The 25594-nt window shown below is 49.6% G+C and carries 20 protein-coding genes, 2 tRNA genes and 3 rRNA genes; 12 read left to right on the top strand and 13 right to left on the bottom strand.

Features of this window, described 5'->3' with window-relative positions; translation table 11 throughout:
- Positions 1-78 precede the first annotated feature (78 nt).
- From LTAR_RS12665 to LTAR_RS12655, 3 genes are read right to left on the bottom strand one after another with little or no spacing between them, the layout of a single operon-like run.
- A complete protein-coding gene (locus LTAR_RS12665; RefSeq protein ID WP_062422611.1) occupies positions 79-969 on the bottom strand; it encodes a CapA family protein in 891 nt (296 codons plus the stop codon).
- Positions 966-3215 carry a DUF3160 domain-containing protein gene (locus LTAR_RS12660; RefSeq protein WP_062422610.1) on the bottom strand — a complete coding sequence of 750 codons (2250 nt, stop codon included), beginning with the start codon at positions 3213-3215 and terminating at the stop codon, positions 966-968. Before LTAR_RS12660 ends, LTAR_RS12665 begins: the two co-directional genes overlap by 4 nt.
- A gap of 28 nt (positions 3216-3243) precedes the next feature.
- Complete coding sequence (locus LTAR_RS12655) at positions 3244-3939, bottom strand: hypothetical protein (RefSeq protein WP_062422609.1); 696 nt, start codon at positions 3937-3939, stop codon at positions 3244-3246.
- 121 nt (positions 3940-4060) lie between these two features.
- Between LTAR_RS12655 and LTAR_RS12650 the strand changes: the two genes are divergently transcribed.
- The gene (locus LTAR_RS12650) at positions 4061-5386 is read left to right on the top strand and encodes a glycoside hydrolase family 1 protein (protein ID WP_062422608.1); all 1326 of its coding nucleotides are present in this window, start codon (positions 4061-4063) and stop codon (positions 5384-5386) included.
- A 1-nt stretch (position 5387) separates the two neighbouring features.
- Here the strand turns inward: LTAR_RS12650 and LTAR_RS12645 are convergent, their stop codons facing one another.
- Positions 5388-5966: a TetR/AcrR family transcriptional regulator gene (locus LTAR_RS12645; protein ID WP_062422607.1), complete on the bottom strand. Its 579-nt coding sequence runs from the start codon at positions 5964-5966 to the stop codon at positions 5388-5390.
- Positions 5967-6872 (bottom strand): SDR family oxidoreductase, encoded by a 906-nt coding sequence (locus tag LTAR_RS12640; protein WP_062422606.1) that lies wholly within the window; start codon positions 6870-6872, stop codon positions 5967-5969.
- Between the two features lie 134 nt (positions 6873-7006).
- Between LTAR_RS12640 and LTAR_RS12635 the strand changes: the two genes are divergently transcribed.
- Positions 7007-7831 (top strand): SDR family NAD(P)-dependent oxidoreductase, encoded by an 825-nt coding sequence (locus LTAR_RS12635; RefSeq protein ID WP_062422605.1) that lies wholly within the window; start codon positions 7007-7009, stop codon positions 7829-7831.
- Positions 7832-7833: 2 nt separating this feature from the next.
- Here the strand turns inward: LTAR_RS12635 and LTAR_RS12630 are convergent, their stop codons facing one another.
- Positions 7834-9444 carry an elongator complex protein 3 gene (locus LTAR_RS12630; protein ID WP_062422604.1) on the bottom strand — a complete coding sequence of 537 codons (1611 nt, stop codon included), beginning with the start codon at positions 9442-9444 and terminating at the stop codon, positions 7834-7836.
- Positions 9445-9479: 35 nt separating this feature from the next.
- On the opposite strand from LTAR_RS12630, the gene LTAR_RS12625 reads away from it, so the two are divergent.
- Entirely contained in the window at positions 9480-10241 is a 762-nt protein-coding gene (locus LTAR_RS12625; protein ID WP_062422603.1) for a class I SAM-dependent methyltransferase, read from the top strand.
- Here the strand turns inward: LTAR_RS12625 and LTAR_RS12620 are convergent, their stop codons facing one another.
- Genes LTAR_RS12620 through LTAR_RS12610 form a run of 3 tightly spaced genes read right to left on the bottom strand, consistent with a single transcriptional unit; the run spans position 10242 to position 12724 of the window.
- Entirely contained in the window at positions 10242-10937 is a 696-nt protein-coding gene (locus tag LTAR_RS12620) for a 5'-methylthioadenosine/S-adenosylhomocysteine nucleosidase family protein (protein WP_062422602.1), read from the bottom strand. It abuts the gene before it with no gap.
- Positions 10930-12186: an MGDG synthase family glycosyltransferase gene (locus LTAR_RS12615; protein WP_062422601.1), complete on the bottom strand. Its 1257-nt coding sequence runs from the start codon at positions 12184-12186 to the stop codon at positions 10930-10932. The genes LTAR_RS12620 and LTAR_RS12615 overlap by 8 nt, the downstream gene beginning before the upstream one ends.
- A gap of 1 nt (position 12187) precedes the next feature.
- Complete coding sequence (locus tag LTAR_RS12610; protein WP_062422600.1) at positions 12188-12724, bottom strand: CinA family protein; 537 nt, start codon at positions 12722-12724, stop codon at positions 12188-12190.
- A gap of 120 nt (positions 12725-12844) precedes the next feature.
- Here LTAR_RS12610 and LTAR_RS12605 point away from each other — a divergent pair, with 120 nt between their 5' ends.
- Complete coding sequence (locus LTAR_RS12605) at positions 12845-13483, top strand: hypothetical protein (protein ID WP_062422599.1); 639 nt, start codon at positions 12845-12847, stop codon at positions 13481-13483.
- Entirely contained in the window at positions 13484-13801 is a 318-nt protein-coding gene (locus LTAR_RS12600) for a winged helix-turn-helix domain-containing protein (RefSeq protein WP_062422598.1), read from the top strand.
- A gap of 156 nt (positions 13802-13957) precedes the next feature.
- Here LTAR_RS12600 and LTAR_RS12595 read toward each other — a convergent pair whose 3' ends face one another.
- From LTAR_RS12595 to LTAR_RS12585, 3 genes are all read right to left on the bottom strand, one after another.
- Positions 13958-15454 carry an LCP family protein gene (locus LTAR_RS12595; protein ID WP_062422597.1) on the bottom strand — a complete coding sequence of 499 codons (1497 nt, stop codon included), beginning with the start codon at positions 15452-15454 and terminating at the stop codon, positions 13958-13960.
- A gap of 84 nt (positions 15455-15538) precedes the next feature.
- Positions 15539-15760, bottom strand: a complete 222-nt coding sequence (locus tag LTAR_RS12590; RefSeq protein WP_062422596.1) for a Trm112 family protein — start codon at positions 15758-15760, stop codon at positions 15539-15541.
- Between the two features lie 71 nt (positions 15761-15831).
- A complete protein-coding gene (locus tag LTAR_RS12585; RefSeq protein WP_062422595.1) occupies positions 15832-17715 on the bottom strand; it encodes a VanW family protein in 1884 nt (627 codons plus the stop codon).
- Between the two features lie 548 nt (positions 17716-18263).
- On the opposite strand from LTAR_RS12585, the gene LTAR_RS12575 reads away from it, so the two are divergent.
- The 7 genes from LTAR_RS12575 to infA all read left to right on the top strand — a co-directional run bounded on the left by LTAR_RS12575 (position 18264) and on the right by infA (position 24455).
- A 16S ribosomal RNA gene (locus LTAR_RS12575) occupies positions 18264-19764 on the top strand.
- Between the two features lie 129 nt (positions 19765-19893).
- A tRNA-Ile gene (locus LTAR_RS12570) sits at positions 19894-19967 on the top strand.
- A 13-nt stretch (positions 19968-19980) separates the two neighbouring features.
- Positions 19981-20053: transfer RNA gene (locus LTAR_RS12565), tRNA-Ala, on the top strand.
- Between the two features lie 231 nt (positions 20054-20284).
- A 23S ribosomal RNA gene (locus LTAR_RS12560) occupies positions 20285-23251 on the top strand.
- A gap of 75 nt (positions 23252-23326) precedes the next feature.
- Positions 23327-23443, top strand: a 5S ribosomal RNA gene (gene rrf, locus LTAR_RS12555).
- Together the 16S, 23S and 5S rRNA genes with 2 tRNA genes alongside form the textbook arrangement of a ribosomal RNA operon.
- Positions 23444-23967: 524 nt before the next feature.
- Positions 23968-24168 (top strand): 30S ribosomal protein S21, encoded by a 201-nt coding sequence (gene rpsU, locus LTAR_RS12550; RefSeq protein ID WP_062422593.1) that lies wholly within the window; start codon positions 23968-23970, stop codon positions 24166-24168.
- Between the two features lie 26 nt (positions 24169-24194).
- Complete coding sequence (gene infA / locus LTAR_RS12545) at positions 24195-24455, top strand: translation initiation factor IF-1 (protein ID WP_062422592.1); 261 nt, start codon at positions 24195-24197, stop codon at positions 24453-24455.
- A gap of 64 nt (positions 24456-24519) precedes the next feature.
- On the opposite strand, the gene LTAR_RS12540 is transcribed toward infA, so the two are convergent.
- Positions 24520-25527 carry a dihydroorotate dehydrogenase-like protein gene (locus LTAR_RS12540; protein ID WP_062422591.1) on the bottom strand — a complete coding sequence of 336 codons (1008 nt, stop codon included), beginning with the start codon at positions 25525-25527 and terminating at the stop codon, positions 24520-24522.
- Between the last annotated feature and the right edge of the window lie 67 nt (positions 25528-25594).

The following is a 25594-nucleotide window of genomic DNA, read 5'->3' as shown; positions in this document are numbered from 1 at the left end:
CATTCAGTATAGGAGATTCGGCTTTTATTTTCAACTTATTCATCTTACCATTGGCTATTCGATGTGGATATAAATGTTTTATTCGAGGATTTTCAAGATCACTCCATTATTTGGGTCAATCTCAAAAGTCTTTGTGGAATACTGCATGGCTCCGCCCGGGCCTAATATCAGGGTGACGGCCTCTCCGGTGCGGGTATCTGCTAAACCGTGTTGATCGAACAGGGCATTGCCCAGACTATAAAAAACCAGCGTGGGAGGTTTCTGGCTGCCGCGTGAAATCATCTCCATGGGTTGGATCACATGGGGATGATGGCCGATGATGATATCGGCACCTGCCCGTGATAACGCCGCCGCAATAACTTTCTGCCGCATCGATTCCTCATGTTGATATTCACTCCCCCAGTGGATGGAAACGATCACCAGGTCCGATTGTCTGGCGGCTGATTGTATGATGGGAATGATTGATTTCAAATCAAGCCCGACTGAAACATCATTGAGGGCAAGGAACCCAAGCTTTCGATTGTGTGATTTTATGATTACATACGCAGGATTCGGACCCACTGCTTGTATGCCAAAGGATTGCAACGATGCACGAGTCTGTTCTATGCCGATATCACCGCAATCATGGATGTGGTTATTTGCCAGGGTGACCAGATCAAACGACGCCTTTTTTAATACTTCCACCCGATTGGGCGGGGCACACAGGGCATAGCCGCTGGTAACAACGGGGGCTATGGTAAGGGGAGATTCCAGGTTGCCAGCCAGAACATCAGCCCATTGTGTTATTGGGGAAAGTGTTTCAAATGGCCGCCAGTTTTTAGAGCGGGCGGCCGCCGAATTCACACCCCGGCCCAGCATGATATCGCCCAGGAATGTGATTTGGATAAGCTGTGGTTCTGGTGCAATACAAAAGAAGAAAATCAGGGCTGCCAAACCTGCGGCAGCCCTGGAAACCCTTTTATTCGTCAATTGGCACTGGTAAAGCTATCTGTCCAGGATGGGCGTGCAGGCGCCTGACCGGCTTTCAATTTTTCCTGCCATTGTTCATCCGTCATTCGTTCGGATGAAGGAACGGTGAATTCATAGTAACTGTAAACCGCTCCCATACCAATGCGCCACGGGGCATCGGGTAAAACCACAAAGATGCGTACTGGTTCGCCCACAGCTTCTGTCAGAGCGACAACGCCAGTCCCATCGGCTGCCGGACCGGAGGCAACATCGGCCACTAACGCCCCGTTGATATCTGAAATATCCACCCGGCCGATGCCCTCATCGGTATCTGCCGATGTGATGGCAAACTGTTCAAGCGTACCGCCATAGTACAAAAGACGCCAGTACTCTTCTGTGGTTAACTTCTCGCCAATGAGTTCCCTTTCCGCCGCAGACTGCAGGAAGGTCAACTCAGAAATCAGGTTACCGAGATTGGTTTTTGACCAATCGGTGGTCAGATTGCGCGAATTCAAACCATCAAGAGTCATCTGGGCAAGGGCTCTCAGGCGGGCGAAAGCCAGCGGATTCGGTTCCACCCAGCTGTGTGGAGGTTCCTGATCTGGTCCACCGCCGCCCATTTCAGCCATCACCTGTTTGGCATACAGAATGGTATCGTGTTTTAATTCCGTCCATGAACCGAGGGTGGTATTCAGGTCTTTTCTTACCCAGGCTTGATTTTGCATAAATACAGGATAGCTCTCCCCTTTGGGTTCGATCAGCGGGAAGAAGCTGTATAACCATGACCAGTACAGGTTCTGTGTCCAGGTGTCCTTATCCAGGCTGGCTACTTCCTGTTTTACCTTGTTGAATTGTTTGTCATAATTTTCATATTTCGTTTCGCCCATCTCATTGAGGATGGCATAGGCTTCCGATGATCCCATTGCCGCGGGGAGATCAAGTCCTTTTGGCAAGGCGCGTGGATTGGTATCGGTACCCACATTACGCCAGATCACCTGGCCAAATACATACTGGTCGAGAGTGAAACGCTGCCCCATGAAGCGGAAGCCTTTGATAGCCTGTTCTTTGTCTTCGTTAATCCACACCCACATGGAATTGATTTTGGGTGGCGGCAGGTTTTTGGCGCCCTCCATGAATTTGGCGAACAGACCCTCATCGGCAATAGATGAAAGTTCGGGTTTGGGCCCGAAAACGGCATCGCTTAGTTTGCCGTATTCGACAAATGAAAGATCATCTGATTTGCCGACGATGAATACGGTGGGATCGTAAATATTCTGCCAGAGGGTGATGGCATCAACGCCATCGGTGTCTTTGGCCTGGCGGAGTGCCTGAACCAATAGAAGGGCGCGGCGGGTTTCGAAACTGTCGCGCAGACGGAAGGTCAGGCGGCCGTACCACATCATGGCCTTGAAGTATCGTTTAAGCTCGTCACTTTTTGTGTAATGACCCCGGGGGATGTACTGCGTGTAATCTTCGATGAGCTTCTGGGATTCATCCAGATCAGGCCGGTCCCAGATGGGAGAAACAGATTGCCCCTGGTGATTGTTGATCAACGCCAGTTCGGCGGTAACCATGTCTTTAACCTCGGCTGGAACAGGGTCATTGGTAGCCAGAAGCTGTGAGGCTACGGCAAAAAATGCCAGATTCCGTTTGGCGGGTTCTTCCAGTTGCGTGCCTTTCAGAGAGTTCAATTGCTGCTGTGAGGCGGCCAGCATTCCACTGGTCAGTGATTTGATCTGACTGGTGAAGTGCTGTGTTTCCAGGTCACGCAGCAATTTGTCAAAGAGCAGATGATAGGTATGGTATACCGCGTCTGTAGTGACAAAGGTTACAGTATTATCATACCGCCCGCTCTCGTAGATCTGGAAGAATTCTTTAAACTCCCCGGCTTTTGCCGGTACTGTGACAAATCCATTGGTTGATAGTAGTTTTTTCTGTGAATCAGAAAGTGTGAGAGAATCGAAACCTTTTACTTTACTGAGGTCCACCGGAAGAGTATATGAATCTTTCCCGGCATATTTGGTGGGAATATTGACTGGTATTTCCGGGTAGGTGGCGAATGATGGGGCGTAAACATCCGCCGGCGGGGTGGGTGTAGGACCGGTAGATTCGGCTGCCGGTAGGGCTGTTGAGGTTGGTTTGTGGGTGGCCTCGGCAGGGGCAGCTTCTTTCGTCGGTTGGGATACGGCTCCGGTGACCAGGTTGCATGCCATACCGAAGACGGCCAGCAAGCTCAGGCACAGCCAAAACCTGTTTTTATTTTTCATTGAATCCTCCTGTTAACTTTTCTTCAAATTATTGCAGCAGAATCAAAGGTTCGTTCTGCCGGGAATATGTAAGGATAAATTGACGACAAGGCTGTTCGAGTCGGGAGACCAATTCGAAACCAAAACCATCCCATTTCCAGATGGCCAGACTGGAAGCCTGTGACACATTTGTATCATCATAATCGCCTTCCAGTACGACCAGTTCTTGAATGCCATCCTGATTCACATCTGCCGTTGTAAACATGCGAACCGGTCGTGCCAGAGCAGATCCTGCCCAGACTTCGCCCCAGTGATCCTTTTTCCAGCCAATCAAAATGATATGGCTGCTGTTTCCTGCAATATCATGATGGTTCTTGATCCGGCCGCCGTACGGCAGGAATTGATCCACCGGCCAGGGTTTAAAAGGGCGTTTGACCAGAAGAGTTAATTCTACCCGCCCATCATGATTTAAGTCGCTCCACTCCATGTTTTGAACAGTCCATGTGTCCGGACTTTGCCAGCTCCCGGAGGTTGATGTCAATTTGACTGAGCCGTTGTTCCATTCCGCCTGTGCAGGAGGATTGACCGGAGAAGACTTGACTGGAGATGCTGCCTGCCAGGTTGCCGGCTGTAATCCTTGCGGTGAAAGCTGCCAGAGCGTCAAAGAGACTGGTGAAGAAACGGCCAGTGAAAACGTCACCAGACCGATGGATATACCTGATTTTGAAAACCAATTGGGTGCCATACCTGTACCTGAAAAATATTGTAAAACTATAGATAGGTCAATGCAATGATTCCCGTCTTCTGTTCATTGCGTTGGGTTTATTTTGGGGTCTATAATCAGACATTCTCATTGAGGTGATGCCATGCTGAAAACATCCATTCATTTTCCGGCCGGTTTCCTGTGGGGAACAGCCACAGCTTCCCATCAGGTGGAAGGTGGGAATACCAACAATAACTGGTACCAGTGGGAAAACCAGGATGGAAACATCAAAGACCACGGAAAATCCGGATTGGCCTGCAATTGGTGGGGCGGAAAATGGAAAGAAGATCTGGACAGGGCGGCGGAGACCCATCAAAATGCCCACCGCCTGTCGATTGAATGGAGCCGAGTACAACCTTCACCTGACCGATGGGATGAAGATGCCCTGGAATATTACCGTCAGATCATTCGGGGAATGGTGGAACGCAAATTGGAACCTATGGTCACCCTGCATCACTTCACCGATCCACTCTGGTTGACGGAGCTCGGCGGCTGGGAAACTGATGCCGTAATCCCTCTGTTCGACCGGTATGTAAAGAAAGTGGTGGAAGCTCTCGCAGAGTATGCACATATCTGGGTAACCATCAATGAACCCAATGTGTACATCTGGGGTGGGTATATGGGCGGCGGCTTTCCGCCTGGCAAGAATGATATGAACCTGGGGTTGCAGGTGATGGCGAATATGCTGCGCGGCCATGCCGCCGCTTATCGCACCATTCATGCGATCCAACCACAAGCCCGGGTTGGTTTTGCCCTCAACTACCGTGATTTGCAGCCTGCTCGTCCGTGGTTTGGACCCGATCGATGGATGGCGGGTATTCAGTCAAAAATTTATAACGAAACCTTTGCCGGTGCTATTAAGACTGGTAAATTGGACGCGGTTTTCAAAAAAATTACCCTTCCTGAGGCAGCCGGTACACAGGATTACCTGGGAATTAATTACTATACCGGAGATCTGGTTTCATTTGACCTATCAGCGGGAAACGAAATGTTTGGCCGACGCAGCACACCACCGGGTGCGGAAATGAGTGAAACTGGATTTATTGCCAATGTTCCGCCCGGCATCTTCCGGGCATTACACTGGGCTCGCAAGTTTGATGTACCATTGATGGTCACCGAGAATGGCGTTGAAGATTCTGAAGACCGCCTGCGGCCGCAATACCTGGTGGAACATCTTGAACAGGTGTGGCGTGCAGCCAATTACAACTACCGCGTGGAAGGGTATTTTCACTGGTCGCTGGTGGATAACTTTGAGTGGGAACGCGGCTGGACTCAGCATTGGGGATTGTGGGGGCTGGATCAGTCTACCCAGGCGCGCATCCGCCGGCCCAGTGTTGATCTGTATTCTGCCATTTGCGCCGAAAACGGTTTGACATATGAAATGGTGGAACGCTGGGCGCCGAAAGCTCTGGAGAGAATATTTAAATAAATTACTCTAATAATCGGTCCACCAGCCGGTTGACATATTCAACGGCGGTATCTTTATCCTGCGGATCCATTCCAAACCGGGCGGCAAAGGTTTTGGGCATCAGTACGTGCATCATCACAGCATTCATGATCTGAATACAGGCAAGATAGAGCTCCTCTTCTGAAAGAGCTGATCCTCTGGCTTTGAGATCAATCACCAGCTTTTCAATGAACTCGTTGAGAACGGTCACCAACTGTGACTCGTAATCTCCTTCCACCAGCAGGTCGTAAAAATGGGCCCGCGATATGCCCGGATAATCCAACCCGCCTTTCATGATATCGGTAAAAACAGCTTTACAGCGTTCTATGGCATTGCCACCCGGTAATTTTTCTATATCTTCCCAATCAAAGGCATTTTTCAGTGTGGTTTTCATACAACGGTCAATGAGCACATCTTTACTGCGAAAATAATAATTAATGGCGGCGATATTTACCCCGGCTGTTTCGGCGATCTGACGGATGGTGGTGCCTTTGATACCGTATTTTTCAATACATTCCACCGTCGCCGTAATAATTTTCTCTTCCGTTGCCGTTGTATCCATCTACTCTATCTCCCGGACTGCTGAATTTCCCTCACATAATTGTACTGAACTTTCCCAAAGCATCCGGGCCAGATCAGAGCGGGCAGCCTGCTGACTGCAACGTTTAGGCTTGCTGTTGCACCAGTAATTCTCTGGACTGGTCTGGATGGATGGTTCTGACGCCAGAAAAAGAATAGTGCGGGCGGGTTTCTCCGGCGGATCACCGGCCGAGCGGCGAATTTTCCAGACCAGGCGGGAAAAAGCCGGTTGATCTTTGAAAGCGATATTTGTCTTCACCAGGCCGGGGTCCAATGCATAGGCGTGAACGTTGGTATGTCCATAACGGCGGTTGAATTCAGATGTGAAAAGAATATTGGCCAGTTTGGATTTGGCATACGCCAGAATCCCGATATACCACCGGGGATTGGCGATATCGTCAGGATCGATGGTCATGCCGTAATGTGAATCGGAGCTGACGGTTATCACTCTGCCTGATGGTGATTTTTCCAGCCAGGGCAGTAATTTCTGGGTCAATAAAAAGGGAGCCAAATGGTTGGTGGCATATGTCTTTTCAATCCCATCCTCCGTCAAAATCTTGTGTTGTGAATACGTTCCGGCATTATTTACCAGAATATCGAGGCAATTTATATTATTTTCTTGAAAAAACTGACCAATCTCTTCCACCAGGTGGTGTATCTGATTTTGAGAGGAAAGATCGGCAAGAAAGAAATCAATCCGGGCATCAGGGCTTTCTTTAATGATTCTTCGGGCATCTTCTGCCCGCTGTGGATCGCGTCCGATGCCGATGATTCGGGCACCGTGAAGGGAGAATAATATGGCTGCTGCCAGACCGATGCCTGAGGTGGCGCCGGTAATCACGGCTGTTCTTCCCATCAGGTCAGGGGAGTAATCTATCATGGAATCCATTTTTTCCTTTCGATGATTGTCAGGTAAATCAACAGTTTGTTTGAATAAAACGCGTGATTGAAACAATCGCTTGACAAAGTATAAAATAGTTCCTAAAATAAAACAAGTGATTGAAACAAATATTTGGAGGAAAAATGAAATCCTATATATTAATTACCGGAGCAATCGGCGGACTGGGAAGCGCTATGGTTATGGAATGTGCCCGCCGTGGCTATGATCTTTACCTTACGGATATGCGGGAAGAGGTTAATGGTTTCGCGGAGTATGTATCACGTACTTACAGTAAGGATGTCAAGGCGGCAAGTTGTGATCTGACATCGGGGCAGAGCCGGTCTGATTTCTTTGACACCCTGAAAAAGGAAGGCGTCCGTTTTCGGGGATTGATCAATGTGGCCGGTATTGACCACGAAGGCGCTTTTCTCGATAAAACCCGCGACCAGATCATGCAACTGATTCACCTGAATGTGGAAGCAACCCTTGATGTGACCCACGAAATTCTTGATCTGCGTGATCCCGACCTGAAATTCATGCTGGTCAACGTGTGCAGCCTGGCGGCGGTCTCCCCCATGCCGTATAAAGCCACCTATGCTGCCACAAAGCGGTTCCTGTTAGATTTTTCGTATGCCATCCGTGAAGAGATTAAAGATTTCGGCACAGTGACGGCCCTATGCCCGGCCGGTATGCCTACCACACATGAAAACATGGAAGCCATCTTTGCCCAGGGTTTCTGGGGAAAGGTAACTACTGTAGATACCCGTACAGTGGCCCGGCTGACGATTGATGCGGCAGAAAAAGGTAAAGACGTAGTCATCCCCGGTTGGTTGAACCAGGCGATTGAATTGGGCAGCCGGCTGTTGCCGGCCTCCTGGACCACCCGACTGGCCGGTGACCGCTGGCGCACGGCACAGCAGAGTGTGGATCCCTGGCAGGAGTATGTCAGATCAACCAGAGCGGTATAAAGTCAGTCTGATAATTCTTTCACGAAATAATGTGTTCCCCGCGCGAACCCGCGTTTCTGGTAATACTGCCGGGTTCCCACAGCGGCAATGACAGCCAGCCGCTTGAAGCCGTTGGCAAGGGCAATTTTCTCTGCTTCCAGTAATAGACGGGTGCCCAGTCCACTGTGCTGTGCGGCACCGGTTTCACCCCCGCCCACCGGCTGAGCCTGCCCGAAAACATGCACTTCGCGAATGATGGCAGCCCCTTTAAGATCAGGCATGGTCTGCCTGATCTCTTCATTTTGTGTCAAGTCAGGCAAGGAGAGGCGCAGATATCCGGCCAGTTTGTCGTTGGATGTATCAAAAGACAAAAAATGTTCCTGCGAAGCCGGGGCAGTGTATGACAGGTCATGGAAATTAAGCTCCCCGGCTTCCACCTGCTCGCCGCGCACTTCGCGGCAGCGAACACACTGGCAGTGTTGTCCGCGCCGTTCCAGTTCAAGCTGCACGTCCATCCGCAGACTGCTGCGTTTATTTCCAGCGGCAATCAGTGTGGATGGAATATCGCGGATCACCCGGTTCACCCGGCAATACCGCGGGATGGTGGTCTTTAGATCGGCTATCAATTGGATGAGTTCTTCCGTGGAATACGGTTGATATTTCCCCTGCTGCCAGATGGTATATAACTCTGAATTTTCCACCAGTTGGGTTGGATAAATTTTGATCTCATCGGGGCAATATCCGCCGGACCACAACCGGGTAAAATCCTCATGGTCGCTTAAAAGGGTCGCCCCTAGAAGGTTGGGCATCCAATGAAGCACCACTTTAAATCCGGCTGCCCGTAATTGACACACTGCCCGCAGGGTTTCTCCGGCCGTATGACCACGTTTATTGATGGTCAGGAGATGATCATCCAGGCTTTGTGCCCCGATTTGCACTTTGGTGACACCCAGCAGACGGAGGTAGGCCAGAACCGCCGGTGTGATTTCATCAGGCCGGGTTTCAATGACCAGTCCTACGTTGCGATGATCTGAAATTTCATTCGCCAATTGCGCTTCTTCCAGCGTTTTCGCATCAAACCCGTTCATTGCATCAAAACATCGGCGGATGAACCATTCCTGATATTCCTGGTCATAGGCAGTAAAAGTGCCACCCAGAATGAGCAATTCGATCTTGTCAATCGGGTGCCCTACGGCATCCAGGGCTTCCAGACGGGTGGATACCTGCAGGTAGGGATCAAAATTATTCTGCATGCCGCGCATGGCGCCTGGTTCGCCGTATAAGTAACTCTTGGGCAGGCGGGCATCATCCGGGCAGAAGATGCATTTCCCCGGACAGCTGTGAGGGCCTGTCAAAACGGTTACAGTGGTCACTCCCGAGAGTGTGCGCACCGGTTTCAAGCGAATTTTCTTTAAAAGTTCTTTATCCGTAGGCCATTCGCCGCTTGTGGTCAGCTGGCGGTAGGCCTCCACCAGGGTATGTTTGGCCAGATAACCAACTTCTGGCATGGGATTCTTACGGATGGCGGTAAAGACATCCGTTCCGTTTTTTATTTCTTCCAGTATGATTCTGGCTGCGGCCAGTTTTTCAGGCGTGAAGCGGCGGGCTTCCGTCCATTTTTCAATATCTACCATTACCCGGTCAACCCATGTGAATCTATAATAGTCTTATGGATGAAACGATTGTACACGCATTATTGGAGATTAATCGCCGATTTTACCAGGATTATGCCGAACCTTTTGCCGCCACCCGCCGGCGGATACAGGATGGCGTCCGTCAGGCGGTTGCCAACCTGCCGGATGGCCGGTACCTTGACCTGGGTTGCGGCAGCGGTGCATTAGCGGATTTTTGGTTGCGCCCGAGGCCGGACGGTTCAACCCGGAAGGGTTTGTATCTGGGTGTGGATTTCAGCGCCGGTCTGCTGGCGGAAGCCCGGCGTGACTTGCCCAAACTGCCGGTTGGATTGGGAATAACTTTCCAGCAGCGCGATTTGATGTCGGCTGACTGGCATAAGGGTATTGAAGGCGCTCCGTTTGATGGCATCATGGCGTTTGCCGTTTTACATCATCTTCCTGGTAAGGAGAATCAGCGTTTGTTTCTCACGAGAGTTCATACGCTAATCAAACCTGGCAATTGTTTTATTTTTAGTGTCTGGCAGATCCAGAACAGCCCCAAATTACTTTCACGGCGGCAGCCCTGGGAAGCAGCCGGATTGAAACCGGATCAGGTAGAAGAGGGGGATGTGCTGCTCGATTGGCGCCAATCATCCAAAGGGTCGCCTCAGAGCGCCGGTCTGAGGTATGTGCATTTATTTACCGAAAATGATCTACGGAGCATGGCGGAAGAAACCGGTTGGCAGGTGATATCCAGTTCCTACCATGATGGTCATACCGGGAATCTCGGTTTGTACCAGGTCTGGCAGGCTGTTTGATCAAAGACCGGCACAGGCCAGCCAACCGGAAAGTGACTCACACAACCGCTTCATGATCCGCCGGGACGATTCTTCAAAGAACTCCAATCCCCCATAGGCTTCACCACCCTCGTCTGAAACCAGGTCGCTTACCTCACGTAAAATCAGGCAGCGGCGGTGATGGATTTTTGCTGTAACCCAGGCAACGGAAGCGCTTTCCCAATCTGCCGCACGCGAGGAATATTTTTGAATAAGCCCGGGGATATCTGTGGGCACAATATCACGGTCTCCCGATACCAGAACACCTTTCTCCACTGGAAGGGGATACGGTTGTTTCAGCCACGAATGATCCAGTCTGGTGGTGTAAAAATCAATGGCTTCCTGCTGGTCGCCCATCTGTTCGATGATGTCGTACGAAAGAATACGATCCGGTAAAAGGATCGTCCCGCGTTCAATTTGGCCTTTGAAACCGCCACAGGTTCCCAGATTGATAACCAGTTCAGGGTTCCAGGTTTGGATGGCATATTCTGCTGAAGCTGCCGCGGAGATTTTGCCCCAACCGCCCTGTAGAAAGATCACTTTGCGTCCGTTGATATTTTCTAGAAACAATTCACCAAACGGAGACTGGTCCAGTTGTTCCGGTGCATAATGGCTTTTCACCGATGACCATTCGGCGTTGGCTGAAATCAAGATAATTATCGGAGATGGATTATTCACGTTCTTTACGAAGACGAATATCTGTCAATTTGTCAATCAGGGGGAAGTGGTAATGCTTGATCAGGTTTTGCAGATCATCCCGTCCGGCAATGCGCTGTCTGCGGCGGTCTGTTGGACCTTCCTGCGCCCCCTGCCAGACAATTTTAGCAACATCACGGGCGGCATATGGTTTCCCGAGACGACGGGAATTCTCTGCCCGGGTTTTCAATAAGGCTTGATCATTGATTGTCCAGTGGCTTAAGGTTTCCAGAACCTGCAATGGGGTAGTGGCCATATCTCCGGCACCTCCCTGCAAGATAACCTCGGCATTGCCGGTTTCCTGTCCAGGGAGAACATCTACCAGCAGAATGGGTAAGCCGCAGGCCAGGCTCTCGGTTACTATCAAACCTCCAGCTTTGCAAATGATGGCATCAGCTGCATGCATGAGCAGCGGCATATTGGTCACATATTCATACAGAAAGGCCGGAACATGCCAATCTATGGCTTTCAAATTTTCATAAAGGTTGGCATCTTTTCCGGCGGCAACTGCCAGTTGAATGGGAAATCCTGAATGGTTGAGTGTGTTAACCGTTTCGATCAGTCGATCCACCCGTTTGCTGCCTACGGCCAGTACTGTCAGACGGTTCTCATCCCAACCCAGATTACGGCGAATCTCAGTTTTGGTTCGGTTTTCTTGTATTAACTTGGGGGAAACAGGAATACCAGTTTCAATTACCTTTTCTGGTTTAAGATTGTTTGCCAGTGCCAAATCGCGGACCATTGAATTGGGAACCAGGCAGGCGTTGGCGGCCCGGTGAAACCAGATACGGTGAACTGTGGAAAGATCCGTCACGACCGTATACAGGGGAATGAAACGCCTGTCAATCTTAAATACGGCTTCCAGAGCACTTTGATAGAGAGGATATGTGGTGACTATGGCATCGGGTTTATAGGTTTCCACCAAATCGTGCATAACCTCGTAAAGCAGCACAGAGAGGGCTGATTCGGCTATGGCGCTGGGGATGGGTTTGTCGCTGGCATCGTACCCCAGGCGGTACAGTTCCGGTGCCTCTTTGACGATCAGATCATAATCAGACTGGCTGTCTCGCAGAAAGAACGGTGTTCGCTTATCTTCTAGAGGATTCAACAGGTGAAGATCGCAATCTGCTCCAACAAGATCTTCCAAAGCTGCCTGAATGGCCAATGCGGCACTGCGGTGTCCAAACCCGGCGTCCGCAGTCAGGATCAATATGCACTTTCGATTTTCCATGCTATATCTCCGTGGGCGTATCCATGGGTAATTGTCCGTTTAAATAATCCAATAACAACTGGAGAGCGGCTTCCGCTGAGGATTCTTTGTTCTGGATGCGGTTTCCTTTCCAGAGAAAACGCCAGGCGTGGTTGCCTTCTTTTGAACTTAACCCGACCCATACAAGACCAACTGGTTTTCCAGGTGTGCTGCCCCCGGGTCCGGCAATTCCGCTGACCGATAAACCCACTGTGTTTTCTATGGGGAAATCTGCTTTCAAACAGGCGCGAATGCCATAGGCCATTTCGATCACCGTTTCACGGCTGACAGCCCCATATTCTGTTAATGTCTCCTGTTTTACACCCAGTAATTGCTGCTTAACTTCATAGGCATAAGCTGTTACTGAACCGAGGTAATAATCGGACGATCCGGGAATATTGGTAATTCGATGACCAATCAGTCCGCCGGTACATGATTCTGCCACGGCAAGTTTCAATCCCTTTTTGAGCAACAGGCGGCCAATCAGGGTTTCAGGTAATGAGTCTGGTTTATTATCCATGATTTTTGATTATAACCATAGAACATTCCTGAAAACAAAAATACCCCCTTGACATTTAATTGGAAATATTTATACTTAAAAACAAGTTTACAACACAAACATGTTTATAAGGATGATCAAATGAATGAGACAATCAAAACAACAATAGAAAGAACCCGTCAGTACTGGTATATTGACGGATTCTCAGAACTTTTAGTAGGTTTTATATTTGTTTCCCTAGCGCTTATCAGCGGCCTTAGCGTGCTCTTCAAGCCTTCCATCGGATCCGCGATTCTGGTTGGCGTTGGATACCCGGTCATCATTCTGGGCGGTGTCGTATTTGGAAATAAATGGGTACGTGCCATGAAAGAAAAAGTGACCTATCCACGAACCGGCTATGTGAAGTATATCCAACCGGCAAGTCCTTCGCGGAGAGCCCGAATTATCAAAGCGTTTGTGATCGCATTTATGGTATCTATCGTCACCAACGTTATCCTGAGTAAATTGGATCCATTCTGGATTGTTCTGGGTACCGGACTGTTGATTGCCGCCTTTGTTGTCTATATGGGCGTCCAGATCCCTCTGAACCGGTTTTATTTCCTCGCCGGGTGGATTGCAGTGGTCAGTTACGCCGCAGCCAGGCTGCCTCTGGCAGACGACGTGCAGATGTGCATCCTGCTCGCCGGAATCGGTCTGGGTTGGGTGGCTGGCGGGGTGGTCTCCCTTGGCACTTATTTGCGTAATCATCCCGTGGAGAATCCAGAGATCGAAGAGGACTAAATGAACGAAGATTGGCGGACACTAACCGATGTAGATAAGTTGATTCACGAACCATCACGGCTGATGATCTTGACCATTCTGGTTTCTGTTGAAAAAGCTGACTTTGTCTACCTGCAGCGGGAAACCGGTCTGACACGCGGTAATCTGTCAGTGCATCTGACAAAATTGAGCGAAGCAGGGTACATTGACATTCAAAAAACCTTCAATGGAAAAGTTCCACAAACCATCTGTCAGATTACAGATACGGGAAAACAGGCTTTTCTCAGGTATAGAGAATACCTGAAAAGTGTAGTAGAAAAAATTTCAACCTCCGGTTAGCCGGAGGTTTTTTAATGCCATTGTTTGATGCTGAAATGCAGATATGTTCGTTGAGGGATTAGTCATAAAACCACAATATGGGTGTTTCAGGTAGCACAAAAAAAAGGGTCTGCCCGGCTGAGCAGACCCTTGAGTTGATGTTTCCGTTCGATTTATCTATGGCAGGTTCAGAACACTTTGCCAGTTATCACCAAGGATGATGGCTACATCACCCGGAGCGTTGGGGTCGTATCGACTGAAAATGTGATCACTGGGAATTTGCATCATTTCAGCCAGGAATTTCATCGTGTAAGGTTTACCAGAGTAGTCTACCAGGGTCATCTGAGTATACAACTGATCAGCATTACCTGTACCGATGACATTCATACCCAGCGATTGGAAGTATTGCCCGGCGCGTTCTCCCAAACCGGCTGTCTGAGTGCCGTTTTGCACCATCAAACGAGCCTGTTCAGCGACCATCAGAGTGGTCAGGTCAGCCACAGGGATGGGTGTGGCAGTGACCTTTTCACCTTCAGGTACGGCCGGTGCGGCCGCATTGCTTGCGGATGTTGGTGCGAGCACCACAGGAGCAACCGGACCGCCTGAGGCAAAAATTTTATCGCGTTCGATCCGGATTTTATCTGGATTCGGTATAAGGATAGAAAGCCCATCTGCAGACATGGCTATCTGGGTATCATCGGTTCCAATAATGGCCTGTTTGATGTTCTCCTTCGGAACTTTCTGAGCAGCCAGGGCTAATTGAACCACCTGTGAAAGGGTCAGGTTTGTGCGCAGTCCGGAAGCAATATCAGAATACAACTTGGGGGATTTGGAGATCAATTCAGGAAGTTTGCCCAGGTTGAAGATCTGGTTGCGGACAGCCAGGATCACTTCCTGCTGGCGGAGAGCACGATCGAAGTCACCGCCGTCGGTATGGCGCTGACGGGCATAGGCCAGGGCATCCGCCCCGCACAACGGCTGGGTTCCGGGTTGCAGGGTTTTTGTATTCCCCGCACCCAAAGGATCGATGGTGATCGGAACGCGGACTTTCAGGTCAATACATCCGATTTCATCGATAAATTTGATAAATGAATTGAAGTCAATCTGGGCGTAAAAATCGATGGGAACACCCAGGAACTGCTCGACTGTCTGTACAGCCAGAGCCGGGCCGCCGCCGGGGAGTTTATTCACTTCACCCAGATAATACGCTGTGTTGATCTTGCCGTAATCAAACCCGGGAATATATACCCACATATCACGGGGAATGGAAAGCATACCGGCTGTATTTGATATAGGGTCATAGGTCACCAGCATCATGCTGTCGGTACGAGATGCCGGCTCATTGGCTTCCCAGTCACGGTAATCCAGACCCATTAAAAGGGCCGTCACCCGTCGAGAACCGTCCCAGGCTTTGGCAGCCGGGCCATCGGATGATTGCATCGGTTGGGATGCCTGGGCGCTGTCGGGAAGTTGGATATTGGTTCCTGAACCACTGGTATCCACTGGGGCGCCGGGTACATCCGGCATTACCCAGCCGGCGACAACATTTTTTACCATCATAAAAGCGATAATGGCTGTTACAACAGCCAAAACGGCGAAAACCGAAAGGATGATCGCTGTTACACGATCTTCTTTCCGGCGGGGCCGAGCGGTGCGAGAAGTAGATCTGGCCATACGAATTATTAATCCTATTATTCCGGGTCTGTGAATGATGAGTTTGCCCGGAATTGTTGCAAGAATGATACCACTGATGAAAAATTAGACAATTTTCGGTGGGGGAACAGGCAGCTTGTCAACAGCTGTATCCACCCATTTGTCGCCTTCATCGATGAGCATCACAGGAATATCGTCAACGATCGGATACTTCCGACCGCAATCTTTGCAGATAAGCCATGAATCCTGGTGGAGATCCAAAAGACCTTCTTTTTCGCGAACACATGCCGGGCAACGCAGAATATCCAGCAGTTCTTTTTTTACCACGTCGTGCCTCCAAATGCAGATCAAATCATAGCAATAAATGTGATGATTTTACGGGATTCTACCATAGTGGCTCAGGGAGTCGGGGTTACTGTCTCTTCCGTTGATGGGGTGGGAATGTTTTCTGTTCCCGGACCATACTCAAAAACCGCCTGCCAGGGTTGATAATGGGTGACAAATTCATCGGTCAAATACGGCTCGCCGTTTTTCGTCACCACCCGCTTTACAGTCACATCCGCTCCGTCAGATGCCCAGTCTACCTGGTTTATCTCCCCTTTTTTCAACTCTGGATTTTCTTTGTACAGTGGATCAGGAGCCTCCACAATGTTGGTGGGACCGCTAAAATCCGCTTTCACCTCACGGCCGTCTTTGGTTGAATAAAACTTCCAGGTGATGCTACTTTTTTCCGGGTTGACATACGTTTCCATCAGCAGCCAATATGGCGTATCGTTTGTAAAACGGAAATCCACCACAGGAACATAGACAGTGGCATCCATCCCGGCCAATTTGGGGTCAATATGGTTTCCGGCTATTTTTTCATAGTAAGCTACCCGATAGGCATGCGGGTGACGTTCCACAATTGGATAACCAGCAAAGAAAGCCGTACGAAACAAGGTTGTACTCACCTGGCAGACGCCGCCACCGATACCCTTGATGGTGCGGCCGCCGTAAATGATGGATGCTTCTGCAAAGCCGTTATCCAGGCTGATGTCACCCAATCCTTTGACCATGGAGAAGGTTTCGCCAGGTGATACCAGAAGGCCATGGAACCGGGCGGCAGCCGCCGTGATATTCTGCACACGTTCAGCGCTGGAACCATAAAAGTACGTAGTTTCTGCTCTGACAAGCTCCTTTATGCCCAGCGAAGTGACGGTAGCATCGTCTTTCACTTCTGGATTCTGATAATCGAACACCAGAGTAATATCGTGCTGCCCCGACGCGACTTTTTGTTGAATAACACCGATAGTTGAAGAAACATTCAATGTGCGGCCGATGACGGCCGGTTCCAAAAGATCCAACTGACGTTTTTCATCGTTAAAAATAAACCGGGCATTGCGGGCCAACAGATTGGTCTTGTTCCCCAGATTATTCAGGTATGGGGTGAGCAGCTGGTTGTTTAATTCGACCTGATATACAAAATGGTTGCCTTCAGGTTCTCGGACCAGCGTTAGCATACCTGAAAGCGTTTCGGGATCAATACTCCACGGACCGGCATGTTCTGAATCATTTGCCGGCATTGAAAGAGTTAATGGTGCAGATAGCAGGTTTTTTACAATCGCCCCGGTTTTTTCCACATCAATGACCGCAGGTTCGGTCGTTTTGACCACCAGGTCGAGAGTACCACTCTGCATGGATTCCATGAATTGACGGATCTTTTGCAGTGTTTCCAATTGGTCCAATTCACGACCAGTTTCTCCGGAACGGATGTGCACCTCTACACCGGTAACCGAAATATCCGCTTCGATCAGGGCATGGTTTATCTGGGCGGCGATCTGGCCAAGAACAGTGGATGTGAGACGCTCGTCAAAAATATAGGTGGGAGCCAGAATCACACCACTGCGGGCGGCCGACAGTTGGGTGTTAAGTTTGTGAAAGTAAGAACCCTCACGTCCAATCAGTAAGGCATTCTGGGCAGAAGCTTTTGGATCAAGGAACAAACCCAACCCGGCGGGAGTGAAATTCCATGATTTATCTTCAAACTTCAATGTCACCTTACCGTTCTGGGGGTAAGGGAAAGAAGCGGAAATCACATCTTCTGCTTCGCGGGGAGTCAGACCACCCAGGTCAACTCCCAACATGGAAACGCCGGGGTAAATTCGACCGTTGTACCAGACCTGGTAAAGAAAACTTCCGAGGAATAAGAAGAAGACAAAGAAGAAAGAACCAACCAGGAGCGTCAGAAATATTTGAACCAGGATATAGGAAGATGAGGTTTTACGGGGGGAATGTGCACTCATGATAAAGAAAATTATAATCCGCGAAAATTGGTCTGACCAATTTTCACGAAATCCCTTGACAGGTATAAAAATGCTAGTAGAATTCTGCCCGTTGTCAGAAACAGACAACGATTTCGCCCGAGAGGGCAAATCATTCAAAACTCAATACTTGACTTCTTTGAAGGCACCCTGCCTGAAAGGGAGTTTCCGAAGTAAGAGGCCGGTGGAGAAAACGACACCGGCAAAATTATCGGAAATTGACCCCTTGACAAGAATAAACAGACCGGGTAAACTCAAAGTCCCTTAGTTGAGGACGATTTCGCTTGAAAGCAAATCGATAACAATCAAGGGGCAAGAGAGCCCCCCGCTAGCGTCGCTGTGACAGCCGATGTTGAAAGAAAAAGACATCGGCGAATTTGTCTGAAAAGCCTTGACAGGCGGGGAAAGAGCGAGTAAACTCTCGCTCCGCGAAGTTGAGTGCACCTTAACAACTGAAGAGTGATAGGAAGAGAGCGATACCCTGTCGTTCTAAAAATTCCGTAAACTGTAAACCTGAAAAGGTTAAATTTTTTGCGGAGAGTTTGATCCTGGCTCAGGATGAACGCTGGCGGCGTGCTTAATACATGCAAGTCGAACGGAGTATGTAGCAATACGTACTTAGTGGCGAACGGGTGAGTAACGCGTTGGTGACCTGCCTCGAAGAGAGGGATAACAGTTCGAAAGGATTGCTAATACCTCATGTGATCATAGGGTTTAGAAGCCTATGATTAAAGGAGTAATTCACTTCGAGAGGGACCTGCGTACCATCAGCTAGTTGGTGAGGTAACGGCCCACCAAGGCGATGACGGTTAGGGGACCTGAGAGGGTGGCCCCCCACAATGGAACTGAAACACGGTCCATACACCTACGGGTGGCAGCAGTAGGGAATATTAGTTAATGTGCGAAAGCGCGAACTAGCAACGCCGCGTGTGCGATGAAGGCCTTCGGGTTGTAAAGCACTTTTCCAAGGGACGAGGAAGGACGGTACCTTGGGAATAAGCATCGGCTAACTACGTGCCAGCAGCCGCGGTAAAACGTAGGATGCAAGCGTTATCCGGATTTACTGGGCGTAAAGCGCGTGTAGGCGGTTCGGTAAGTTGGATGTGAAAGCTCCTGGCTTAACTGGGAGAGGTCGTTCAATACTGCCGAGCTTGAGGATGGTAGAGGGAGGTGGAATTCCGAGTGTAGTGGTGAAATGCGTAGATATTCGGAGGAACACCAGTGGCGAAAGCGGCCTCCTGGACCATTTCTGACGCTCATACGCGAAAGCTAGGGTAGCAAACGGGATTAGAGACCCCGGTAGTCTTAGCTGTAAACGATGTGGACTTGGCGTCGGCGGGTTTAAATCCGTCGGTGTCGAAGCTAACGCGATAAGTCCACCGCCTGGGGACTACGGCCGCAAGGTTAAAACTCAAAGGAATTGACGGGGGCCCGCACAAGCAGCGGAGCGTGTGGTTTAATTCGATGTTACACGAAGAACCTTACCAGGGTTTGACATGTAGGTAGTAGGGATCTGAAAAGTGACCGACCCTTCGGGGAGCCTGCACAGGTGCTGCATGGCTGTCGTCAGCTCGTGTCGTGAGATGTTCGGTTAAGTCCGCTAACGAGCGCAACCCTCGCTGTGTGTTATATGTGTCACACGGGACTGCCGGTCTTAAGCCGGAGGAAGGTGGGGATGACGTCAAGTCAGCATGGCCTTTATATCCTGGGCTACACACACGCTACAATGGCCAGTACAATAGGTTGCCAAGCCGCGAGGCGGAGCCAATCCTAAAAAGCTGGTCTCAGTTCAGATTGTAGGCTGCAACCCGCCTGCATGAAGATGGAGTTGCTAGTAACCGCAGGTCAGCCATACTGCGGTGAATACGTTCCCGGGCCTTGTACACACCGCCCGTCACGTCATGGGAGCTGGCAACACCTGAAGCCGGTATCCTAACCGCAAGGAGGGAGCCGTCGAGGGTGGGGTCGGTGACTGGGACGAAGTCGTAACAAGGTAGGTGTACCGGAAGGTGCGCCTGGATCACCTCCTTTCTTGAGTATCTGAACATTTCCTATGGGAAATTGTTCCACTCATGTCGTCTCTTCGCGGTGAAGAGACAAGTCAGAGTTTCCATCTTTTCCTATCACTTCTCAGTTGCTAAGGCGCATGAAGCGTTACCAGGGCCTTTAGCTCAGTTGGTTAGAGCGTGCCTCTGATAAGGGCAAGGTCTCAGGTTCGAGCCCTGAAAGGCCCACTGCTCTTAGCCCGGGGATGTAGCTCAGTCGGGAGAGCAACGCCTTTGCAAGGCGAAGGTCAGGGGTTCGAGTCCCCTCATCTCCACCTGAGCGACACGACCAGGAGAGAACAAAAGAAGTAAGTGAGTAGAATACAGGTTGACGAGGGCTGAATGCCCCTGACGTCTCAAGATTGTGAGAGGCGCTCAGCGCTGGTCAACCGGCGTCGGCAGAACAGTTTGCCGCAAGAACATTAATAACTGAATAGTATGTAGGCCAAGTCTTGAATTTGTAATTCAAGCAGTTTTTTGAAAGAATTTCGAATTCTCCGCATCACGTGGAAGCTACTAAGAGCTAATGGTGAATGCCTTGGCGCAAATTGCCGATGAAGGACGCGGGACACTGCGATAAGCTTCGGGGAGCCGTGAACAGGCGTTGATCCGAAGATTTCCGAATGGGGAAACCCACAGTTGCGAACCAACTGTATCTCCAATTGAACACATAGATTGGAAGAAGGGAACCTGGGGAACTGAAACATCTAAGTACCCAGAGGAAAAGAGACCATTCCCAAAGTAGTGGCGAGCGAAATGGGAAAAGCCCAAACCAGTACAGCTTGCTGTACTGGGGTTGTAGGATCTGATACACGGGAGTTACAAAGGATTGAGTTAGTAGAAAGGTGTGGGATAGCCTGCCAAAGAGGGTAACAGCCCCGTAAACGACAATTCAATCTCTCCCTTCAGACACCTGAGTACTGCCGGGCACGCTAATCCGGTAGGAAGCTGGGGAGTCCACTCTCCAAGGCTAAATACAATTTGCGACCGATAGTGAACAAGTACCGTGAGGGAAAGGTGAAAAGTACCCCTGTTAGGGGAGTGAAATAGAACCTGAAACCGTTAGCTTACAAGCAGTCGAAGGGCTAATGGCGGGTCGGTGCTCCGGTGAAAGCCGGGTGCGCGCCGCTATGCCTGACGGCGTGCCTCTTGGAGAATGAGCCTGCGAGTTATTCTTAGTGGCGAGGTTAAGAGAGTGACACTCGAAGCCGTAGCGAAAGCGAGTCTGAATAGGGCGTTCAGTCGCTAGGAATAGACACGAAACCGGGTGAGCTACCCATGTCCAGGGTGAAACGAGTCTAAACGCTCGTGGAGGCCCGTACCTACTAATGTTGCAAAATTAGGGGATGAGGTGTGGGTAGAGGTGATATGCCAAACGAACTCGGAGATAGCTTGTTCTCCCCGAAATAGTTTTAGGACTAGCGCTATATGTTCAATGCCGGAGGTAGAGCACTGAATGGGCTAAGGGGCTTAATGCTTACTGAACCCAATCAAACTCCGAATGCCGGTATTCCATAATATAGCAGTCGGACTACGGGAGATGAGTTTCGTGGTCAAAAGGGAAACAGCCCAGATCAACAGCTAAGGTCCCTAAATTTATGCTAAGTGGGAAACGATGTGGGGTTACTTAAACAACCAGGAGGTTTGCTTAGAAGCAGCCAACCTTTAAAGAGTGCGTAATAGCTCACTGGTCGAGTGATCCTGCGCGGAAAACTTAACGGGGCTAAGCATAATACCGAAGCTTTGGGTCTCCGCTTTATGCGGGGGCGGTAGGGGAGCGTTCTGCCAGCGGTGAAGGTCGACCGTAAGGACGGCTGGAGCGGGCAGAAGTGAGAATGCAGGCATGAGTAGCGTAAAACACGTGAGAACCGTGTTCACCGTATGTCTAAGGTTTCCGACGCCAGGTCAATCCGCGTCGGGTTAGTCAAGACCTAAGCTGAGGCTGAAAAGCGTAAGCGATGGACACCCGGTTAATATTCCGGGACCAATCAATAGGAGTGATGGGAGGACGCATCGAGGTAGGCCAGCCCGCCATTGGTATGCGGGTGAACCATGTGTCAGACGATGAGACTTGTAGGAAAATCCGCAGGTTGAGTTGAGACATGGTTGCGTGCCCTTGAGGCTAAAGTGAGTTGAGCCTTGGTGCCGAGAAAAGTCCCTAAACGTTGAGTATTGAGTGCTTGTACCGCAATCCGACACAGGTAGACGGGTAGAATATACCAAGGTGGACGGGAGAACCTTCGTTAAGGAATTAGGCAACATAGCCCCGTAACTTCGGGATAAGGGGTGCCTTGTGACGTGAAAGGTAACTTGAGCGTTGTGAGGTCGCAGTGAAATGGCTCTAGTGACTGGTTAACAAAACCACAGGTCTCTGCTAAGCCGAAAGGCGAAGTATAGGGGCTGACACCTGCCCAGTGCCGGAAGGTTAAAGGGAGAGGTTAGCGCAAGCGAAGCTTTGAACTGAAGCCCCGGTGAACGGCGGCCGTAACTATAACGGTCCTAAGGTAGCGAAATTCCTTGTCGGGTAAGTTCCGACCCGCACGAACGGTGTAACAACTAGAGCACTGTCTCAACGAAGGACCCGGCGAAATTGAAATGGCTGTGAAGATGCGGCCTACCCGCAGCAGGACAAAAAGACCCCGTGGAGCTTTACTGCATCTTGGCATTGAATTAGGATATTGTCTGTGTAGCATAGGTGGGAGTCTGTGAAGCTGGCGCGCTAGCGTCGGTGGAGACACCGGTGAAATACCACCCTGATAATATTTTGATCCTAACCCCACACCGTAATCCGGGTGGGGGACCGTGCCAGGTGGGCAGTTTGACTGGGGCGGTCGCCTCCTAAAAGGTAACGGAGGCGCCCAAAGGTTCCCTCAGGTAGAATGGAAACCTACCAAAGAGTGCAAAGGCATAAGGGAGCTTGACTGCAAGACCAACGCGTCGAGCAGAGACGAAAGTCGGGCTTAGTGATCCCACGGTACTGAGTGGAAGGGCCGTGGCTTACCGGATAAAAGCTACCCCGGGGATAACAGGCTGGTGAAGTCCAAGAGTTCACATCGACGACTTCGCTCGGCACCTCGATGTCGGCTCATCGCATCCTGGGGCTGTACAAGGTCCCAAGGGTCGGGCTGTTCGCCCGTTAAAGCGGTACGCGAGCTGGGTTCAGACCGTCGTGAGACAGGTCGGTCTCTATCCGCTGTGGGCGCAAGGGATTTGCGAGGATCTGCCCCTAGTACGAGAGGACCGGGGTGGACAGACCTCTGGTTTGCCAGTTGTCGTGCCAACGGCATTGCTGGGTAGCTATGTCTGGCAAAGATAACCGCTGAAAGCATCTAAGTGGGAAACTTGCCTCAAGATTAGATCCCTCTTTCCGTAAGGAAGTAAGATCGCAGGTAGACTACCTGCTTAATAGGCGGCATGTGTAAGCGCAGTAATGTGTTGAGCTAAGCCGTACTAATGATCGAGGGCTTCCATGTGACGCGGGGAATTCGGAATTCTTTCCTTATTGCGAAACCTACATACTATTCAATTTGACTTTGGAATAAAAGTCTCTTGGTGATTTGAGCGACAGTGGTACACCCGGTCACATCTCGAACCCGGTCGTTAAGGCTGTCAGCGCCGATGGTACTTGGAGGGCGACCTCCTGGGAGAGTAGGTCATTGCCAAGAGGCTTTTTTCATTTAACATGATTAACTCTGGTATGAAATTCCTTTACAGAGAGAAATATCCCTGGATTTCAACTCGTATCAGAAAACTAAACTTCGCTGAAAAATTGAATCCTTTTTACATATTCCATTTTGTTTGCTGATCGGATTATTCTAATTTTCTTTCACAATCCCGTTATCCAATTCGCCTTTACTGATACAACCCGAAAAGAAGACTATCTGTTGCCCCCCGGAAACTTCATTACTACCGATAAGCACAATTTCTGTATTAATTCAAACAAAAACCACTGAATCATTGAAATTATCTACCGCTAATTTGACCTATCGTATCAAATCTGCGGTATAATAAGTTCGCTCTGAAAATAGTGCGATCTTTGCTAATTTGCATTTTTATTGCGGAGGGCTCTGGCTGATTGATTTGGGTCTATTGAGGGTACTCAATTTTCACTTTTCACCGGCTGCGCCTGAGATGGATCAGCCGGTTTTTATTTTCAGATATTCATAAGAGAAAAGGAGGTGAGAATCCAATGACTGCAGTCGTGTTACGCCCAAATGAATCACAGGACCAACTGCTGAAACGTTTCCGCAAAAAAGTTGTCAAGAGCGGTGTTTTGAGCACAGTTCGCCGGAAACGCTGGTTCATCTCCAAGAGTGAATTACGCCGAGTAGAGAAGAAGAAAGCGATCCGCCGCATTAAACGCCGCCAATTCACCCACGTGGGTGAATAGGAACGGATTGCATCCGGGAGGATAGGATGGCAAAAGAAGAAGATAAGATTCAGGTCGAAGGCGTAATTGTAGAAGCGCTCCCTGCCACTCAATTCCGCGTACGGTTGACAGAAAAAGATTACCACGATCATGAAGTTCTGGCATACCTTTCCGGCCGAATGCGAAAGTACTACATCCGCATCCTGTTGGGAGACCATGTGCGTGTAGAAATGTCTCCATATGATCTCACTCGAGGCCGAATTGTCTACCGGGCCAAGAAACCCAATGAGGTCGGTGGCGAAGAATAACGCCAAAAAATATTCAAATTTAAACCCTTTCGTTTTTTGCGAAAGGGTTTTTTCTTTATATCCTTCAAACAAGAATCCGGTTATCAAAAGAGGTCAGAGCCTTCATGTAGTTACCTCTTTCAAAAGCGGCTGGATCGCTTACATTTTGCTGGCTCATACTACCGCGCATTTGCCTTACTGATTGATATTCGTTCTTTTCGAACCAATCCAGTAATTGGCTATTTAATTCTGTAATCCGACGTGTGCCTTTTTCCAGTATCTCACTGGCGAGCATCACGCTGCTTGCACCTGCCATAATGCTTTTTATTACATCTTCCACGGTATGTACACCGCCTGTAATTGCCAGATCGGCTTTTATCCTGCCATAAAGGATGGCTGTCCATCGAAGCGGGAGACGCAAATCATTACTGGTGCTCAATTGAAGGGTGGGCACAACATCCAGTGTGTCTATATCAAAATCAGGCTGAAAAAAGCGATTAAACATCACAAGTCCATTAGCCCCAGACTGTACGAATTTGCCTGCCATGTAGGGTATGGAGGTAAAGAAAGGACTGATTTTTACAGCAAGGGGGATACGAACCTGTTTCCTGATTTCTTTTACCAGATCAATATAATCCTTTTCGAGATCCCGGCCAGCCAGATCAACGTCCGTTGGAATATGGTACATATTCAATTCCAGGGCGTCAGCTCCAGCCTGCTCAATATTCCTGGCATATCGCACCCACCCGGCGTTTGATATACCATTCAGACTTCCAATTACAGGTATAGATACGCTGCTCTTGATTTTTTGGATCAGGGAAAGGTATTCTTCTGGACCTACATTGTAGTGGTCAAGATCAGGGAAAAAAGTGGCTGCTTCTGCAAAAGAATGGGTGCCTCTCTCGAGGAAATAATTCAATGCCAGACTTTCATGGGTTATTTGTTCTTCAAACAATGAATACATAACCACGGCGCTGATACCGGCATCTTCCATCTTCTTCACTGTATCTGCCTTCTTTGATAGAGGCGAAGAAGAAGCAATTAGGGGATTGTTCAATTCCAAACCAAGATACTGGGTAGTCAGGTCTATCATTTTGGTGTCTCCTGGTTAAATAATACACCCGGCGAGGTTACTCGCCGGGTGTATGTATAACGTAGCG

This window comes from Leptolinea tardivitalis (assembly GCF_001050275.1).
GTDB classification, from domain to species: domain Bacteria; phylum Chloroflexota; class Anaerolineae; order Anaerolineales; family Anaerolineaceae; genus Leptolinea; species Leptolinea tardivitalis.
The sequence above is the reverse complement of the archived record's forward strand: the minus strand, read 5'-3'. Positions and strand labels throughout refer to the sequence as shown.